Genomic DNA, 17,180 nt, shown 5'->3' on the forward strand with positions numbered 1-17,180 from the left:
GACATGGCCGACAGCCTGCTGCCCGCCGAGTTCGCCGACCTGGAGCCGTACGCGGCGGACTGGTGCCTGGCGACCGAGACCGAGCGTTACGGAAAGCGTCTCGCCACGTCGATGCAGGACATCCAGGCGTTCTACGACGCGGTCGTGTCGCGGGCCGAGGCGGCGATCGCGCACTGCGACCGGTTCCCGCTGGACGCCATGCCCGAGGACGCGCTCAACCTGCTGCACCTGCTGTACTCGATGATCAATGTGTCGTTCTGCGTGGAGGCATGGGGCCAGCAGCGGGTCCCCGACACGGGCGCGGCCATGCTGGACTGCCTCATCGAACCCGTCCCATGACCGACGCGATCGTCCTGCGGGCCGGGCGCTGGGTCGACGTCGACGCCGGACGGGTCCGGTCGCCGGCGGTGGTCGTGGTGGAGGGAGGGCGCATCACCGCGCTGAACCCCGCCGAGCCGCCCACCGCCGCGACCGAGATCGACCTGGGCGACCTGACCCTGCTGCCCGGCCTGATGGACATGGAGATCAACCTGCTCATCGGCGGGCCCGACAACCCGACGGGCCTGCCGAACCCGCTGCACGGCGTGCAGGACGACCCGGTCTACCGCACGTTGCGGGCGACGGTGAACGCCAGGACGACGCTCCTCGCCGGGTTCACCACGGTGCGCAACCTCGGGCTGATGGTGAAGACGGGCGGCTACCTGCTCGACGTCGACCTGGCCCGGGCGATCGACCAGGGCTGGGCCGCGGGCCCGCGGATCGTGGCGGCCGGCCACGCCATCACGCCCACCGGCGGGCACCTCGACCCCACGATGTTCCAGCGGCTCGCACCGCACATCATGCCGTTGAGCGTCGAGGAGGGCATCGCCAACGGCGTCCCCGAGGTGCGCAGGGCGGTCCGCTACCAGATCAAGCACGGCGCGGGGGTCATCAAGATCTCGGCGTCCGGCGGGGTGATGTCCCACGGCACCACCGCCGGCGCGCAGCAGTACTCCGACGAGGAACTTGCGGCGATCGTCGACGAGGCGCATCGTGCGGGGATCAAAGTGGCCGCCCATGCCCACGGCGACGCCGGGATCAGGGCTTGCATCCGTGCCGGGGTGGACTGCATCGAACACGGTTCGCTCGCCAGCGATGAGACGATCCAGCTGATGGTCGACCACGGCACGTTCCTCGTTCCCACGAGCTACCTGTCGGAGGGGCTCGACCTCTCCAAGGCGCCCCCCGCACTGCAGAGAAAGGCCGCGGAGGTCTTCCCCCGGGCTCGGCGAACGCTGGGTAAGGCCATCGAGGCCGGAGTGAAGATCGCCTGCGGCACCGACGCCCCCGCGATCCCGCACGGGCACAACGCCAAGGAGCTCTGGGCCCTGGTCGACCGCGGCATGACCCCGATGCAGGCCCTGCGCGCCGCGACCGTCACCAGTGCCGAACTGATCGACGCCGACGACCGGGGCCGCCTGGCCCCCGGCCTGCTGGCTGACATCATCGCGGTGCCCGGCGACCCGTCCCAGGACATCACGGCCGTTCAGGATGTCCGGTTCGTGATGAAGGACGGCCAGATCTACAAGAACGACTGAACCGGGCCGAGACCCGGCCCCGCCCCCACCCGACGACCTCCATAGAAGGAGCCCGGCGAATGCCCAGGGGAATTCTCTACGTCGAGTCGCGCCCGAGCTCACCGGAGCAACTGGCCGATTTCCACCGGTGGTACGACGAGACGCACGTGCAGGAGATCGTGGCCGTCGACGGGTTCGTCTCGGCTCGCAGGTTCGCCCCGCTCGGCGACGATGGCCCGTTCATCGCGATCTACGAGATCGAGGCGGATGACGTCGAGACGGCGCAGGCGAAGCTCGCCGAGGCCACCAAGGCGGGCGGGATCTCCGCACCCGTGGGCGTGCAACTCGACCCGCCCCCCACGATCCGCTTCTACCGGGAGATCACCGCGTACACCCCCTGACCCGGCCCTTGCCGCGGCGCGGCGGCCCCGATCGAGCCGCCGGGCGGGCTGCCCGGCCCGGTGCGCCGGTGACCGGCGCACCGGGCCCGGCTCAGGCGAAGTCGAACAGCGGCGGGAAGGTGAGGACGACCGTCCAGGCCCAGGCGGCGTACACGACCATGTAGCGGGTCTGCCAGCGTTCCAGGTGGGCGAAGGGCATCCGGCCGCGCACGAAGCCGAGGAGCAGCCAGGCCGACCACGCCAGGTTGGCGAGCAGGATGATGTTCTCGCCCAGCGCCGCGGTCTTGTTGGGGGTGAAGCCCCATTCGGTGATCCGGCCGGTGATCGCCAGCAGCACCAGGGCGTCGATGACCAGGGCGCTGACGACGAGCGCGAGTTGCATGCGGTCGAAGAAGCCGGGCGGGGCCGTGAGGTCGCGGGCGGAGATGGAGTACAGCAGCAGGCCCAGCACGACGACGAGCAGCAGGTCGAAGAGGATGAGCGCGTCGCGCTCGACGTCGATGCCGTTGTTGGTCCAGGCGACGGCGACCAGGAAGGCTAGCAGGGTGGCCGCGAACAGCGGGGTGAAGACGCGGGTCAGCACCGGCGCCATGTTCTCGATGACGCTCTGCTTGGCCTCCACCAGCCAGGCCGACACGATGACCGCGGCTGCGAAGCCGCAGGGCGCCAGCCACGATCCGATGAACTCCTCGGCGTCGAGGCCGATGGCGTTGAAGGTGCCGGCCGTGAAGGCCATGAGCATGCCGCCGCCCGCGCCGAGGAGGTTGAGGTAGATCAGCCACTCCCCGCTGAACCGGACGAAGTCCATCCGCCGCCGGTCCGAGCGCCAGTCGCCGCCCGTGTAGGCGACGCCGACGACCAGCCACAGCGCGAGCGGCAGGTGGATCGCCGTGATCGCGAGGCTCTGCGAGCCGTCGTCCAGCGGGTACGCGTTCGCGGCGATCGCGCCGAGCACGAACAGCGCCGCGAGCGCCCCGATGACGCGAGGACCGACCCGGCGCTGCCACACGAAGTAGGCGGCCAGGGGCGGCAGCACGAAGAGGCTCATGTTCCGCACGTAGAAGCTGCCGTCGTCGTCTGCGATGTCGACCCCGAACAGGCTCGGCACCTTGACCGCGAGCGCCGCGACGGCCGCGCAGAGCAGCATGACGGGCAGTTCGCGACGGGAGCGGGCGGCGGCCGGCGCGCTCGGCTCCTTGGCCAGCACGAGCTGCTTCCACAGCCGTTCGGAGTGCTCGCGGGCGAACTCCCGGGACAGCTCGTCGAGGGTGCCCATGCGCTTGACGGCGATGAGGAACGCCTCGTCGGCGCGCAGGCCCGATTCGGTCAGCTCGGTGATCCGGTTACGCAGGTGGTCTTCCAGCTCCTCGGCGTCGGTGCTGTGCATTTCCCGGCGGCGGTGCACGTAGGCCCGCCACTCGGCGATCTGGCCTTCCAGTTCGCTGTCGCCGGCGATGGTCATCGTCCCCCCTCCCATGCCGGTGCCGTGATCGGCTGGATGGCCTGGGTGGAGTTCCAGACGCCCCGCAGGGCGTCGACGACCGCGGCCCACTGGCGGCGCTGCTCGGCGAGCTCGGCCAGGCCCTGTTCGGTGATGCGGTAGTACTTGCGGCGGCGTCCCTCCGGTGGGGTCTGCCAGGACGCCTCGACGTGGCCGAGCCGCTCCAGGCGGTGCAGCAGCGGGTAGAGCAGACCGTCGGTCCACTCCAGCTGCCCGCCCGACAGCTCGTTGACCTGCTTGAGGATTGCGTAGCCGTAGCTCTCGCCCTCCGCGAGGATCCCCAGCACGAGCGGCGTCGCCGAGGCGGCGACGAGGTCCTTGGTGATGCGCATCCGACCTCCTAACCCTAGAACTGTGATGCATAGTAGTTCTAGGTATTCAATCGCACAATCCCCGACTAGGCGGACGCGCACCCGCCGGCGGCCGGGACGCAAGCGATGGCTTACTGTGCTACACATCTGTCCGGCAACAGCTGTTGCCGCCGGCGAGTGGAGTGGGTGGACATGCGCATTCAGGCCGCGATCCTGCGGGACCCCGCCAAGCCGTTCGTCATCGAGGACGTCGAACTCGATGAGCCCGGGCTGGGGGAGGTGCTCGTCCGCGTCGTCGGGGCGGGCATGTGCCACACGGACGTGCTCTACCGGATGTTCCCTGAGCTGGCCATGCCGATGGTCTTCGGGCACGAGGGTTCGGGAGTCGTCGAGGCGGTCGGGCCCGGCGTCACCCGGGTCAAGCCCGGAGACCACGTCGTCATGAGCTACGACTCCTGCGGCTGGTGCGCGCAGTGCCTCGCCGGTACGCCCCCGTACTGCGACGAGTTCATGGCACGGAACGTCTCGGGGCTGCGCATCGACGGGACGACCGGCACCACCGACCTGGCCGGCGAGCAGGTCGCGGCCCGCTGGTTCGGCCAGTCCTCCTTCGCCACCCACGCCATCGCGACCGAGCGCAACGTGGTCGCCGTCGACGCCGCGCTGCCCCTGGAGACGCTCGGGCCACTGGGGTGCGGTCTGCAGACCGGGGCGGGCTCGGTGCTGATCGCCATGGGGGTGCGTCCCGCGTCGAGCATCGCGGTGTTCGGCACCGGAGCGGTCGGCCTCGCGGCGGTCATGGCGGCCAGGGTCGCCGGCGCCGCGGAGATCATCGCGGTCGATCTGCATCCCGCCCGGCGGGAACTGGCCCTCGAACTCGGCGCCACCAGGGCGATCGACGGTGCGGACCCCGACCTGGCCGGCGCCGTCGGCCAGGTCGACTACTCCTTCGACACGACCGGTGTCCCGGCGGTGATGTCCACGGCCGTCGGCGTGCTGCGGCCGGGTGGGCTGTGCGGGCTGGTCGGTGCCGGTGGCGGGGAGCTCACGCTGCAACCCGAGCTGTGCGCGGGGCGCAACGTCCGCTACATCCTTGAGGGCGAAGCCGTCCCCCAGCTCTTCATCCCGCAGCTGATCACGCTGTGGGAACAGGGCCGCTTCCCGTTCGAGCGGTTGATCCGCACGTACCGGCTGGACCAGATCAACGACGCCGAGCGCGACTCCGCGGACGGCACCACCATCAAGCCCGTCCTGCTGCCCGGTGCGTGAATGACCGGACCGGCACCGGGCGGGTGAACGCTCGCTCCCATGAAAATGGGATCATCGGGACATGACGGCTTCAACCGAGCGCTCGTTTCACCCCCACCACGGACCGCACGATCCGCTGCCGGGCACACCGGAACGCCGTCCGGGGTCGGTCAGGCGCACGACGACCGTGGACCTCCTGCGGCCCGACGGCATCGGCGGCGAAGTGATCGTGGACGCTCGGGGCAGGGACCTGGTCACGGACGCGAACGGACGGCCGCAGGTCGCGGCGCGGTCCCGGATCGGCGGGCGGATCGACTATCCCGGCGGCTGCGTGCTGCGGGAGATCGGGACCGTTCCCGCCCAGCCCGGCGTCGAACGGCTCGTCGGCGCCGCCGTCGCCGCCGGCTTCCGGGCCAAGGTCGGCGCGGCCCTGCCCGCGGCGGCCGCCGGCCGCGCCCTGTCCCACCTGCTGCTCGACGACCTGCCCGGCACCGTACTCGTGAGCGGCTACGCGGTACAGGCGGACCTGGGCCATGTCGACATGCGCGCCGACCGGGCGCTGGCCGAGGCGTTCACCGCGGGACGCACCGACCTGTGCTCGGGATTCCGCCGGGACGGCACGATGCTCACCGAACTCCGGGAGACCGGGCTCATGCCGATGCCGACCGGTCCCGTGGCGCCCGGACCGGAGCCCTCGCCGGACCCGCTGGCCTGGCACGAGCACGACGCTCTGCCCGCGGGCGCGATCCGCCGCCGGCGGCGCATGGACCTGACCGCCGCGGCCGGCACGGTCCGGGTCGACGCGACGTTCCGGGACACCCACGTCGACGGGGACGGAGTGGAGACCATCGTCCACGAGTACGTCCTGGACGCCCTCATCGACCGTGCGGAACTGCGCATCCTGGAGATCGAGGCCGTGCCCAGGGTCCTGCCGTGGACGGAGTGCCCGGCGGCCGCGGCCAGCGCCGGGGCGCTGGCCGGGCGGACCGTGGGCGAGCTGCGGACCTGGGTGCGCAGGCAGCTCACCGGCACCCTGACCTGCACGCACCTCAACGACCTGCTGCGCTCGCTGGACGACGTCGATCACCTGGTTTCGCTTCACCCCGGGTCGTGATCGCGACCCTGGTCCCGCGGTTCCCGGCGCCCGGCGCGGGTGCCGCCGAACCGGCCGGTGTCCACGAACAGCAGCGTCGCGACACCGGCCAGCGGGAGCACGGTGAGCTGCCAGACCCCGGCACCGCCCCAGCCGACCGAGCCGACGAGCCGGGAGAACAGGTAGCCCGCGAGGGCCGCGGGGATGTAGAAGGCCGCGACGTACAGGCCGGACGCGCGGCCGATCATTTCCGGCCGTACGGCCCGCTGCATGGACGAGTAGAGGTTGACGAACAGGAAGCCGCTGCCGATCGCGCCCTCGGCGAAGGACAGCGCGATCTGCGGCCCGGCCGTGGTCGGTCCGTTGAAGAGCAGGAATCCCACCAGGGATCCGGCGACCAACGAGCCGATCATCACGGTGCGCTGGTCGAGCCGGTCGCCGAGCCATCCGGCGGGCAGGCCGACCAGCGCGCCGGCCCCGAACATGCCGGCCGCCAGCCCCGCCTGGCCGGTGGAGAGCTGGAGCTCCTCCTGCAGGAACGTCGGGTAGAGGCCGAGGTAGCCGTACATGGCGAGGCCCACCACGACGGCGGTCAGCGTCAGTAGCACGACGTTGCGGTTGACGAGGGTGGCGGGCACGGGGTCCGCGCTCCGCACGGGCCGCGTGCCCGCCGGATCGCCCGCCGTCCGCTCGGTGAACGACTTCTCGACCAGTAGGGCGATGAGTACCACGAACACCAGTCCGACCAGGCCGTACACCCAGAAGGGGGTCTGCCACCTCCCGGTCGAGGCGGACAGCCCGGTCCCGAGCAGCGGGCCGAGGAAACAGCCGAACCCGTAGGCGAAGTTCAGCGCGCCCAGCGCCATCGCCCGGTTGGTGAAGAAGTAGGCGCCGACGGCGGAGAACAGCGCCGCGTTCTGCATCGCCTCGCCGACCCCGGACAGCGCGCGGTAGGCGAACATGTCGAGGAAGCCGAGGGACACCGCGGTGAGCATCGTGAACACCGAGTAGATGACGATGCCGACGAGCATCACGCTCTTGCGGGAGAGCCGGTCGAGCAGGTACCCGGTCGGTAGGCCGGCCACGCCGATGCCCAGGGTGAAGACGGTGGCCAGCAGGCCGCCCTGGGCGAGGCTGAAGCCGTACTCCGGCCGGATGCCGGGCAGCAGCACGGGGAAGACCTGCCGGTCCATCGCGTTGACGACGTAGGACGCGGCCATCAGCACAAGGCTCGCCAGCGCGACGGCCCTGGCCGGCTTCGCCCGGCCCGCGCCGGAGTCCGGAGCGGGGCTCCGTTCAGGGCCCGCTTCGGGCATCCCCGCTCTTCGGCCGCGCAGGCATGGTCATGGCCCTCCCAAGACGGCGAGTCGTCTGAAATGCACGATATAAGTCCTGGTCAAGTGGTGGTTCCGGAGCCGGGGCCCGCCGACGGTGCACCGGCGCCGGTCAGCCGAGGTCGGCGAGCTTGCCCTCCAGCACCGCCCGTTCGCGCTCGTTGCCGCACAGCCGTACGGCGCGCTCCAGCTCGGTGCGCGCCTCGCCGGTGCGTCCCAGCCGGACGAGCAGTTCCCCGCGGACGCTCGGCAGCAGATGCGAGTCCGGCAGCGCCCCGGCGGCCACCAGCCCGTCCACGATCGGCAGGGCCGCGGCCGGTCCCCGCGCCATGGAGACCGCCACCGCCCGGTTGAGGTCGACCACCGGCGATGGCGCGAGCCGGCCGAGCGCCTCGTAGATGAGCACGATGCGTTCCCAGTCCGTCGCGGCGACCGACGGGGCGACGGCATGGCACTCGGCGATCGCCGCCTGCAGGCCGTAGGCGCCCAGGCCCCGGCCGGCCCGCTCCGCGCGGGCCAGCGCCGCCCGTCCCCGGCGGATCGCGGCGCGGTCCCAGCGGCGGCGATCCTGCTGTTCCAGCAGCACCGGCCGGCCGTCCGGCCCGGTACGGGCGGGGAAACGCGCCGCGGTCAGTTCGAGCAGCGCCAGCAGGCCGTGGACCTCGGGTTCGTCCGGCATCAGCCGGCTCAGCACCCGGGCGAGACGTTGCGCCTCGCCCGCGAGGTCGAACCGGATCAGATCGGCACCGGAACTAGCCGAGGACCCTTCCGTGAAGATCAGGTAGACCACGCTGAGCACCGAGCCGAGCCGCTCCGCCCGGTCCCGGGCCGGCGGCACCTCGAACGGCACCCGGGCGGCCTGGAGGGTCTTCTTCGCCCGGGTGATCCGGGCCTGCACGGTGGCGGTCGGGACGAGGCACGCCCTGGCGATCTCGTCGCTGGTCAGACCGCCGACCACGCGCAGGGTGAGCGCCACCCGCGCCTCCCGCGACAGCACGGGATGGCAGGAGACGAACATCAACGCGAGCATGTCGTCGTCGATCCGGTCCGGATCCCACAGCATGTCCTCGGCCTCCCTGGTGGGGTCGGCGGGGGAGCCTCCCGAGACGGCGCCCCCCTCGCCCAGGTCGTGGGCGAGGGCGGCGTACCTGTCGTCGAGGGCCGAGCGCCGGCGGAACGCGTCGATCGCGCGGCGCCGGCCGACGGTGAGCAACCACCCCGCGGGGTTGCGGGGCACGCCGTCCCGCGGCCAGGTCACCAGGGCCTCGGCCAGCGCCTCCTGGGCGAGGTCCTCGGCCAGCGCGAAGTCACCGGTGTACCGGGCGAGCGCGCCGACGATCCGGGCGGACTCGATCCGCCAGGCGGCGGCGACGGCCGCACGGCCGGTGGGGTCGGCCATCTCTCGTCGATCCGCTCAGAGCTGGCCGGTGGCCTCGCGCCACGCCCGCTCCTTCCTGATCCATTCGTTGTCCTGCGGGAGCTCGTCGATCGTGGTGACCCGGCGGATCTCGGTCTTGAAGCCCGGGCCGGTGAGCGGCATCCGCCTGGCCCACTCGACGGCCTCCTCCTGCGACGCCACGCTGAGGATGTAGAACCCGCCGAACAGCTCCTTGGTCTCGCCGTAGGGGCCGTCGGTGACCACGGGCGGCTCGGCGGAGTGGTCGACGACCACGCCCTCGGCGGCGTCGTCGAGCCCCTCCGCGGCGACCAGCACGCCGGCCCGGATCAGCTCGTCGTTGTACCTGCCGACGGTCTCGATCATCTTGTCGAAGTCGACGTCCGCCATCCCCGCGAAGGCCTCGTCGCCGGTGGCGCGCATGATCAGCATGTACTTCACAGTTCCGTCTCCCTGGATCGTCCGGGTCCCTTCCGGACCCTTTCACCCCTAGGTCGAACGGGGGGCGCCGGCGATCGACACGGCCCCGGATTTCTTTTCCGGCGGATTCCTCCGGCACGGGCGCGGGCGGAAGGCGACCCGTCATCGACCGGAGGGACAGGGCCGCATAACGCGGCGGCCGCCGGGTAGCTTCCGTCTAGGTTCGCTTGACATTGCGGTGGTTCGGGGGCAATAGCGGCCTTGGCGTCGCCGGCCCGGTCGATCCGGGCACGAGGGGAGCCTCCTCAGCGAACCGGTTTCCCAGGGGGCAGGAAATCCAGAGGCAGGAGCCGGGCATGGCATCAGACGCCGCCTACACGGTCACGCATCCGGACGAGGAAACCATCGACGGTACGGCGCTGGCGGTCGACGCGCTGCGGGCCAACGGGGTCGAGACGGTGTACGGCGTGGTCGGTATCCCGATCACCGATCTGGCCCGCACCGCCCAGGCCAGGGGGATCCGCTACATCGGGTTCCGGCAGGAGCAGGCCGCCGGGCACGCCGCCGCCGCGGCCGGGTTCCTGACCGGGCGGCCGGGCATCTGCCTGACGGTGTCGGCGCCGGGGTTCCTCAACGGCCTGGTGGCGCTGGCCAACGCGACGACCAACTGCTTTCCGATGATCCAGATCAGCGGGTCCAGCGAGCGCAACATCATCGACCTGCAGCAGGGCGACTACGAGGAACTGGACCAGTTCAACGTCGCCAAACCCTTCGCCAAGGCCTCGTTCCGGGTGGACCGGCCGCAGGACATCGGGATCGGTGTCGCCCGGGCCATCCGCGCCGCGGTGTCTGGCCGGCCGGGCGGCGTGTACCTCGACCTGCCCGCGGCGGTGCTGCGGGCCACGATGCCGGCCGCCGCCGGTGCGGCCTCGCTGATGCGGGTGGTCGATCCGGCGCCCGCGCGGATCCCGGCGCCCGAGTCCATCGCCCGGGCCCTGGACCTGCTGGCGGGCGCCGAGCGCCCGCTGATCGTCCTCGGCAAGGGGGCCGCCTACGCCCGCGCCGACCAGGCCATCCGGTCGTTCGTCGAGACCACCGGCATCCCCTACCTGCCGATGTCGATGGCCAAGGGGCTGCTCCCCGACGACCACCCGCAGTCGGCCGCGGCGGCCCGGTCGCTGGTACTCGGGCAGGCCGATGTCGTGATGCTCGTCGGGGCCCGGCTGAACTGGCTGCTCGCGCACGGGCAGGCGCCGCGCTGGGCGGCGGCGGCCAGGTTCATCCAGATCGACGTCGACCCGATGGAGATCGACAGCAACCGTCCGATCGAGGCGCCGGTGGTCGGCGACATCGCCTCCGCGATGGCCGGCTGCAACGACGGCCTGTCGTCCGTCAAGATCGCGGTGCCGGACGCCTGGTGGGACGCGATCAGGGACCGGACCGCGAAGAACGTGGCGAAGCTGCGGGCCAAGCTCGACGCCGACGCCCATCCGATGAACTTCGCGACCGCGCTGCGCGCGATCCGCGACGTGCTGGACGACCACCGCGACGTCCACCTCGTCAACGAGGGCGCCAACACGCTCGACTCCGGCCGCGACATCGTGCCGATGTACCACCCGCGGCACCGGCTCGACTCCGGCACCTGGGGAACCATGGGCGTCGGCATGGGGTACGCCATCGCCGCCGCCGTCGAATCGGGCGGGCCGGTCGTGGCGATCGAGGGCGACAGCGCGTTCGGGTTTAGCGGCATGGAGATCGAGACCATCTGCCGCTACCAGCTGCCGATCATCACGATCGTCTTCAACAACGGGGGCGTCTACAAGGGCGACGAGGTGAACACCTACTCCGCCGACCCCGCTCCGACGGTCCTGCTGCACTCCAGCCGCTACGACAAGCTCATCGCCGCGTTCGGCGGGACCGGCTACCAGGCCGACACCCCGGATGAGCTCGGCCACGCGCTGCTGGCCGCGTTGAAGGCCGGCCGCCCGGCCCTCATCAACGCCGTCATCGACCCGAGCGCCGGCACCGAGAGCGGCCACCTGAGCCACCTGAACGCCACCGGCTCGCTCCAGCCCGTGCACTGAGCGCGCCACCGATCCGAAAGGAACCGCCATGACCACGGTGACCACCGCCCGCGGGGCGGCCACCCCGGACGAGCACCGCGACCCCGGCAAGCCGCACGCCCTGGAGCACATCACCGTCGTGGACTTCACCCGCGTCCTGGCCGGGCCGACCTGCACCCGGATGCTCGCCGACGCCGGCGCACGGGTGATCAAGATCGAACGGCCCGGAACCGGCGACGACACCCGCCAGATGGGCCCGTTCGCCAGCGACGGCACCTCGGAGTACTACCGGTTCGCCAACCTGGGCAAGGAGAGCATCGCGCTCAACCTCAAGGACCCCGGCGACCTCCGCCTGACGAAGGCGATGATCGCCAAGGCGGACGTGGTGGTGGAGAACTTCCGTCCCGGCGTCATGGCCAAGCTCGGCCTCGACCCGGCCGAGCTGGTGCAGGAGAACCCGCGGCTGATTGTGTGCTCGATCTCGGGTTTCGGCCAGTACGGGCCGCTCCACCTGCAAGCCGCCTATGACACGGTCATCCAGGCCATCTCCGGCATCATGGATTCGACCGGCGAGCCCGACGGCGACCCCACCAGGGTCGGCACCTCCATCTCCGACATCCTGGGCGGCGTCTTCGGGTACTGCGGCATCGTCACGGCCCTGGCGGCGCGGGAGCGCACCGGCAAGGGGACCACCATCGACGTCGCCATGCTCGACGCCACGTTCTCCACGATGGAACAGGGCCTGATGGACGCCCTCGGCGTCCACCGGCGCCCGCACCGGATCGGGAACCGGCACCCGTCGATGACGCCGTTCGACACGTTCCGCTGCGCCGACCAGCTCATCGCGATCTGCGCCGGCAACGACCACCTGTTCGGCATCCTGGCCGACACCCTCGGCAAGCCCGAACTGGCCACCGACCCCCGCTTCGCCACCAACGTGGACCGGACGAACCACCAGGCGGACCTCAAGGGCGCCATGGAGGCCGTGCTGCGCACCGACACCGCCGCCGCCTGGCACGAGCGGCTGGAGGAGGCGGGCGTTCCCGCCAGCCCGATCCTCAACGTCGACGACACCCGCAGGCTCGAGCACATCAAGGTCCGCGGCATGGTCAAGGACGTCGGCGGGTTCCAGGTCCCCGGCAACCCGATCAAGTTCGGCGCCTACAACTCGCTGGGCACGATGATCCCGTCGCCGGAGCTGAACAACCGTGGCGACGCGCTGCGCGCCGAGTTCGCCGCCGCCGCTAACCCCGGTACGCCGGACGGCGGCGCCACACGATCGTGACCTCGCGAGCGAAACGCCCGGACCGCGACCAGGGGCGCGCGGCGGCCCGGGCCCGGGAGGAGGAGGCCGTCATGCCGGCCGGCACCGCCGTGCCGAGCCGATCCGGCATGGCCGGGATGATCGAGAGCAGCATCCGCCGCACACCCGACCGGGTCGCCCTCGGGGTGGCCGACGGCAGCCTGCGCCTGTCCTACCGGCAACTGGACCGGCTGGTACGGGCGCTCGCCCGCCGGCTCGCGGCGGCCGGGATCACCCGGGCCGACCGGATCGCCGTCTACAGCGACAACCGCCCCGAGTTCGTCCTGGCGCTGCTCGCCGCCTGGGCCACCGGGGCGGCGGTCGTCCCGATCGACCCGCAGCTGACGGGCGACGAGGTGCGCACCCGCCTGGCCGCCACCGGCACCAGGGCCGTTCTCCTGCCCTCCGGCCTGCGCGGCGGCTACCCCGCCGACGCGGGCCCTATCCCGGTCTGGTCGATCGGCATCGACGCCGCCCGCTCCGAGGTGGCCGTCACCGGCGCTGACCAGGTCGCCTCGCCGCCCGCATCGCCGCCCGCCGGGGCCGGCGACCAGGAGTTCGCCGTCCTGCTGTTCACCACAGGAAGCACCGGCACGCCGAAGATCGTGCCGCTGGACCACGGCAACCTGGCCGCATCCGTCCGCGGCATCCTGGCCACCTGCCACCTCGGCCCCGACGACGCGACGCTGCTGGTCATGCCCCTGTTCCACGGGCACGGCCTCGTTGCCGGCCTGCTCGCCACCCTCGCCAGCGGCGGCGCCGTCCACCTGCCGGCCACCGGGCGTTTCTCCGCGCACCTGTTCTGGGACGAGATCGTCCGTGCCCGGGCGACCTGGTACACCGCCGTGCCCACCATCCACCAGATCCTGCTCGCTCGGGCCGCCACCGACTACCCGGCCACCGACCCGCCCGCGCTGCGGTTCGTCCGCAGCAGCAGCGCGCCGCTCGCGCCCGCGGTCCTGCACGAGACGGAGCAGCGATTCGGCGCACCCGTGATCTCCGCGTACGGCATGACCGAGACCGCGCACCAGGCGGCGTCGAACCCGCTGCCCCGCGACGGCCCCCGCAAGGACGCCTCCGTCGGCCTGCCCACCGGCCCGCAGATCCGCATCGTCACCGCCGCCGGCACCCCGGCCGCCACCGGCGAGACCGGCGAGGTCCGCGTCCGCGGAGCCGCGCTCACCGCCGGCTACCTCGACGACCCGCAGGCCACCGCCGCAGCCTTCACCGACGGGTGGTTCCACACCGGTGACCTCGGCTACCTGGACTCCGACGGTTACCTGTTCCTCAACGGCCGGATCAAAGACCTGATCAACCGCGGCGGGGAGAAGATCGCGCCACATACCGTCGAGGCGGCCCTGCTCGCCCACCCCGCCGTCCTGGACGCGCTGGCGTTCGCCATACCCGATTCCAAGTACGGCGAGGAGGTCAACGCCGCGGTCATCGTGCGCGCGGGCCGGCACACCACCGAGGCCGAGCTGCAACGGCACTGCCGCGCCCGGCTCACGGCCTTCGAGATCCCCAAGAAGATCTACTTCCTCGACCGGTTCCCCCGCACCGGCAAAGGCGACGGAGACCGCCGCGCCCTCGCCGCCGCCCTCACCCGCAAAGCGCCGCCCGGATGACCCCGCCGCCCGGGCCGCGAGGGGGCCACTTCGCTGCGGCGCCGCGCGCGTTGCGGTTAGGGTGCGCCCATGAAGGCAGCGGTGCGCCACCGGTACGGGCCGCCGGACGTGGTCCGGATCGTCGAGATGGACCGGCCCTCGGTCGGCGACCATGACGTCCTCGTGCGGGTGCACGCGACGACGGTCAACCGGACCGACTGCGCCTACCGGGCGGCCAGGCCCTTCTTCATGCGCGCGCTCACCGGCCTGACCCGGCCGCGGCGCACCGTGCTCGGGACCGAGTACGCGGGGGTGGTGGAGGCGGTCGGCGGCGGCGTCACGTCCTTCGCGGTCGGCGACCGGGTGTTCGGGTACAACGAGGGCGCGTTCGGAACCCACGCCGAGTACCTGGCGGTTCCGCAGGACGGCGACATCGCGACCATGCCGGGGAACGTGACCTTCGAGGAGGCCGCGCCCGGTACCGAGGGCGCGCACTACGCGCTGGCGTTCCTGCGGTCGGCGGGCGTCCAGGCCGGGCACGACGTCCTCGTCTACGGCGCGACCGGCGGTATCGGCTCGGCGGCGGTGCAGCTGCTGAAGCACGAGGGGGCCACCGTGACCGCGGTGTGCGAGACGGCGCACCTGGAGCTGGTGCGGGGCCTGGGCGCGGACCGGGTCGTCGACTACACGGCGGGGGACTTCACCCGGGACGAGCAGCGCTACGACGCGGTGTTCGACGCGGTCGGCAAGAGCACGTTCGGCCGCTGCCGGCGGCTGCTCAAGCCCGGCGGGCTGTACCTGTCCTCGGAGCTGGGCCCCTGGGGGCAGAACCTGCTCCTGCCGCTGGTCACGCCCCTGTTCCGCGGCAGGAAGGTGAAGTTCCCCTTCCCGCAGGAGGGCCAGGAGGTGGTGCGGCACTTCCGGGACCTGATCGAGGCGGGGGAGTTCAGGCCGGTCATCGACCGGCGGTACCCGCTGGAGCAGATCGTCGACGCCTACCGGTACGTCGAGACCGGGCGCAAGATCGGCAACGTCGTCATCACCGTCGTCCCGCCGAGCTGACCCCACCTCCCCATACGTCCTCGTTTTTGTAAAAACGTTTACAGATCATTACTCACAGAGGGTGATCGGGCGGGTGAGATGGGGGAGCGCTATGGAATCTGTTGACGACGCTCCCCACCCGCGGGCCTACGGGAGCCTGGCGAGGTACGGGCTCGGCGAGGAACTCACGCGAGCCCTGTTCCACGGGCTGCCCCTGGGGCTCTGCATCGTGGACCACACCGGGAAGATCATCATGGTCAACCCGCTCACCGAGCAGCTGCTCGAACGTCCCGCCCACGAGATGATCGGGGCCGACGCGCACGACCTGCTGCACCGGAACCCCGACGGCAGCCCGATCCCCCCGGAGGACTGCCCCCACATCGCGGCCCTCAGGTCGAACACCAGCGTCTTCACCGACGAGGCGTGGTACACCCTGGGCGGTGGCGGGCTCATCCCCGTGGGCCTGATGGTCGCGCCGGTCCAACTGGGCGAGGGGGCAGAGCCGGGCGCGGTGTTGCTCGCCTACGACCTGCGCCAGCACAAGGCCGTGGAACAGGAGCAGGCGGCCCACCTCGTCGTGCTGGAGGGGCTGACCGACCGGCTGTCCCTGATGGCGGAGATCAGCACCGTGCTGGCCTCCGCCCTGGAGGTGGAGGAGGCGCTGCGGCGGCTGTCCCGGCTGGTGGTGCCCTGCCTGGCCGACTGGGCGGTGATCGACCTGCTCGAACCCGACGGCACCCTGCGCAGGGTCTCGATCATGTCGCGGAGCGGGGAGTGCCCGGCCGGGGCGGGGTGGGAGCAGACGCTGACGGAAACCGCCTGGCCACCGCTGGCCCGGGTGCTGCGCGGCGACCCTCCGGTGCTGCTCGGCGCGCGGGAACTGGCCGGCGTGGTCGAGGCGGGGGTCACCTCGCAGAAGGTGCACGAGATGATCGGCGCCACGTCGGTGATCGTCGCCCCGCTGCGCACGCCCCGCCGCGTGCTGGGCGCGCTCTCCCTGATCCGCTCCGGTTCCTCGCCCGCCTACGACGCGGCCGACCTGTCCCTCGTCAGCGACATCGCCGAGCGGGCCGGGCTCGCCGTGGACACCGCCGACATGTTCGAGGAGCAGCGCCGCATCGCCGAGACCATGCAGCGGCATCTGATCACCCCGCTCCCTCGGGTCGAGCGGCTGGAACTGGCCGCGCGCTACCAGCCCGCGCCGCGCGGCTCCCAGGTCGGCGGTGACTGGTACGACGCCTTCCCGCTGCCCTGCGGGGCGAACGTCCTGGTCATCGGTGACGTGATGGGCCACGACCTGCAGGCCGCGGCCAAGATGTCGCAGATCAGGAACATGCTGCGGATGGCGGCCTGGGCCCGGCGCGTGCCGCCCAGCCACGTGGTCGACCAGCTCGACGACGCGCTGCCACACATCACCGACGACCTGATGGCCACCCTGGTGCTGGCCCTGGTCGAGGAGCGGGAAGACGGCTCCTGGTGGCTGCACTGGACCAGCGCGGGGCACCCGCCGCCCCTGCTGGTCGACGCCGACGGCTCCGCCCGCTACCTGGAACAGGGGCAGGGCCTGCTGCTCGGCACCGGAGTCCGCACCGAACGGCCCGACGCCGGCGTGCTCATCCCGGCGGGCGGCACCCTGCTGCTCTACACCGACGGCTTGATCGAAACCGTGCAGGACCCCCTCGAAATGGGCATGGATCGGCTACGCCGGCACGCCACCGCACTCTCCGGGAGCCCGCTGCCGTCCTTCTGCGACGAGATCCTCGCGCGGATGCGGCACGACGTGATCGACGACATTGCGCTGCTCGCCCTGCGCCCGTCGTCCCCGGCCGGGAACCGGGGCTGACCGCGGGCGCACCGAAGCCGCGGATTCGGCGAATTGCGTGCATGCCCCGTCGCTCACGGTGAGGAT

The 17,180-nt window shown here is 71.9% G+C and carries 15 protein-coding genes; 10 read left to right on the forward strand and 5 right to left on the reverse strand.

The window, feature by feature from the left end; genetic code table 11:
• Positions 1-3 precede the first annotated feature (3 nt).
• The 3 genes from DPM19_RS01865 to DPM19_RS01875 are packed head-to-tail and all read left to right on the forward strand — an operon-like array spanning position 4 to position 1,957.
• Entirely contained in the window at positions 4-339 is a 336-nt protein-coding gene (locus DPM19_RS01865; RefSeq protein WP_111862984.1) for a hypothetical protein, read from the forward strand.
• Positions 336-1,577 carry a metal-dependent hydrolase family protein gene (locus DPM19_RS01870; protein ID WP_111862985.1) on the forward strand — a complete coding sequence of 414 codons (1,242 nt, stop codon included), beginning with the start codon at positions 336-338 and terminating at the stop codon, positions 1,575-1,577. The genes DPM19_RS01865 and DPM19_RS01870 overlap by 4 nt, the downstream gene beginning before the upstream one ends.
• A gap of 59 nt (positions 1,578-1,636) precedes the next feature.
• A complete protein-coding gene (locus DPM19_RS01875) occupies positions 1,637-1,957 on the forward strand; it encodes a DUF4286 family protein (protein ID WP_111862986.1) in 321 nt (106 codons plus the stop codon).
• 91 nt (positions 1,958-2,048) lie between these two features.
• On the opposite strand, the gene DPM19_RS01880 is transcribed toward DPM19_RS01875, so the two are convergent.
• Both DPM19_RS01880 and DPM19_RS01885 read right to left on the reverse strand, forming a co-directional pair.
• A complete protein-coding gene (locus DPM19_RS01880) occupies positions 2,049-3,419 on the reverse strand; it encodes a permease prefix domain 1-containing protein (RefSeq protein WP_199484781.1) in 1,371 nt (456 codons plus the stop codon).
• Positions 3,416-3,790, reverse strand: coding sequence for a PadR family transcriptional regulator (locus tag DPM19_RS01885; protein WP_111862988.1), 375 nt, complete (start codon positions 3,788-3,790; stop codon positions 3,416-3,418). Before DPM19_RS01885 ends, DPM19_RS01880 begins: the two co-directional genes overlap by 4 nt.
• Positions 3,791-3,961: 171 nt before the next feature.
• On the opposite strand from DPM19_RS01885, the gene DPM19_RS01890 reads away from it, so the two are divergent.
• A complete protein-coding gene (locus DPM19_RS01890) occupies positions 3,962-5,038 on the forward strand; it encodes an NAD(P)-dependent alcohol dehydrogenase (protein WP_111862989.1) in 1,077 nt (358 codons plus the stop codon).
• 61 nt (positions 5,039-5,099) lie between these two features.
• Complete coding sequence (locus DPM19_RS01895) at positions 5,100-6,131, forward strand: DUF2889 domain-containing protein (RefSeq protein WP_111862990.1); 1,032 nt, start codon at positions 5,100-5,102, stop codon at positions 6,129-6,131.
• On the opposite strand, the gene DPM19_RS01900 is transcribed toward DPM19_RS01895, so the two are convergent.
• The 3 genes from DPM19_RS01900 to DPM19_RS01910 all read right to left on the reverse strand — a co-directional run bounded on the left by DPM19_RS01900 (position 6,116) and on the right by DPM19_RS01910 (position 9,281).
• Positions 6,116-7,426, reverse strand: coding sequence for an MFS transporter (locus tag DPM19_RS01900; protein ID WP_111862991.1), 1,311 nt, complete (start codon positions 7,424-7,426; stop codon positions 6,116-6,118). The genes DPM19_RS01895 and DPM19_RS01900 overlap by 16 nt on opposite strands.
• A gap of 130 nt (positions 7,427-7,556) precedes the next feature.
• On the reverse strand, positions 7,557-8,843 hold the full coding sequence (locus DPM19_RS01905) for an RNA polymerase sigma factor (RefSeq protein WP_111862992.1): 1,287 nt from the start codon (positions 8,841-8,843) through the stop codon (positions 7,557-7,559).
• 15 nt (positions 8,844-8,858) lie between these two features.
• On the reverse strand, positions 8,859-9,281 hold the full coding sequence (locus DPM19_RS01910; RefSeq protein WP_111862993.1) for a YciI family protein: 423 nt from the start codon (positions 9,279-9,281) through the stop codon (positions 8,859-8,861).
• A 335-nt stretch (positions 9,282-9,616) separates the two neighbouring features.
• On the opposite strand from DPM19_RS01910, the gene oxc reads away from it, so the two are divergent.
• The 5 genes from oxc (at position 9,617) to DPM19_RS01935 (ending at position 17,114) form a co-directional block, all read left to right on the forward strand.
• Entirely contained in the window at positions 9,617-11,344 is a 1,728-nt protein-coding gene (oxc, locus tag DPM19_RS01915; protein ID WP_111862994.1) for an oxalyl-CoA decarboxylase, read from the forward strand.
• A gap of 28 nt (positions 11,345-11,372) precedes the next feature.
• Positions 11,373-12,608, forward strand: a complete 1,236-nt coding sequence (locus tag DPM19_RS01920; RefSeq protein WP_111862995.1) for a CaiB/BaiF CoA transferase family protein — start codon at positions 11,373-11,375, stop codon at positions 12,606-12,608.
• Positions 12,605-14,251 (forward strand): AMP-binding protein, encoded by a 1,647-nt coding sequence (locus DPM19_RS01925; RefSeq protein ID WP_111862996.1) that lies wholly within the window; start codon positions 12,605-12,607, stop codon positions 14,249-14,251. Before DPM19_RS01920 ends, DPM19_RS01925 begins: the two co-directional genes overlap by 4 nt.
• 69 nt (positions 14,252-14,320) lie before the next feature.
• Positions 14,321-15,292 (forward strand): NAD(P)-dependent alcohol dehydrogenase, encoded by a 972-nt coding sequence (locus DPM19_RS01930; protein ID WP_199484782.1) that lies wholly within the window; start codon positions 14,321-14,323, stop codon positions 15,290-15,292.
• A gap of 91 nt (positions 15,293-15,383) precedes the next feature.
• Positions 15,384-17,114, forward strand: coding sequence for a SpoIIE family protein phosphatase (locus DPM19_RS01935; protein ID WP_111862998.1), 1,731 nt, complete (start codon positions 15,384-15,386; stop codon positions 17,112-17,114).
• Positions 17,115-17,180 lie beyond the last annotated feature (66 nt).

Origin of the sequence: Actinomadura craniellae (genome assembly GCF_003289645.1) — a bacterium.
Taxonomy (GTDB): Bacteria; Actinomycetota; Actinomycetes; order Streptosporangiales; family Streptosporangiaceae; genus Actinomadura_D; species Actinomadura_D craniellae.

Excerpts from the sequence above, each read along its gene's own strand:
- DPM19_RS01865 (WP_111862984.1), top strand. The coding sequence starts at position 4 with ATGGCCGACAGCCTGCTGCCCGCCGAGTTCGCCGACCTGGAGCCGTAC.
- DPM19_RS01870 (WP_111862985.1), top strand. The coding sequence starts at position 336 with ATGACCGACGCGATCGTCCTGCGGGCCGGGCGCTGGGTCGACGTCGAC.
- DPM19_RS01875 (WP_111862986.1), top strand. The coding sequence starts at position 1,637 with ATGCCCAGGGGAATTCTCTACGTCGAGTCGCGCCCGAGCTCACCGGAG.
- DPM19_RS01880 (WP_199484781.1), bottom strand. The coding sequence starts at position 3,419 with ATGACCATCGCCGGCGACAGCGAACTGGAAGGCCAGATCGCCGAGTGG.
- DPM19_RS01885 (WP_111862988.1), bottom strand. The coding sequence starts at position 3,790 with ATGCGCATCACCAAGGACCTCGTCGCCGCCTCGGCGACGCCGCTCGTG.
- DPM19_RS01890 (WP_111862989.1), top strand. The coding sequence starts at position 3,962 with ATGCGCATTCAGGCCGCGATCCTGCGGGACCCCGCCAAGCCGTTCGTC.
- DPM19_RS01895 (WP_111862990.1), top strand. The coding sequence starts at position 5,100 with ATGACGGCTTCAACCGAGCGCTCGTTTCACCCCCACCACGGACCGCAC.
- DPM19_RS01900 (WP_111862991.1), bottom strand. The coding sequence starts at position 7,426 with ATGCCCGAAGCGGGCCCTGAACGGAGCCCCGCTCCGGACTCCGGCGCG.
- DPM19_RS01905 (WP_111862992.1), bottom strand. The coding sequence starts at position 8,843 with ATGGCCGACCCCACCGGCCGTGCGGCCGTCGCCGCCGCCTGGCGGATC.
- oxc (WP_111862994.1), top strand. The coding sequence starts at position 9,617 with ATGGCATCAGACGCCGCCTACACGGTCACGCATCCGGACGAGGAAACC.
- DPM19_RS01920 (WP_111862995.1), top strand. The coding sequence starts at position 11,373 with ATGACCACGGTGACCACCGCCCGCGGGGCGGCCACCCCGGACGAGCAC.
- DPM19_RS01930 (WP_199484782.1), top strand. The coding sequence starts at position 14,321 with ATGAAGGCAGCGGTGCGCCACCGGTACGGGCCGCCGGACGTGGTCCGG.
- DPM19_RS01935 (WP_111862998.1), top strand. The coding sequence starts at position 15,384 with ATGGAATCTGTTGACGACGCTCCCCACCCGCGGGCCTACGGGAGCCTG.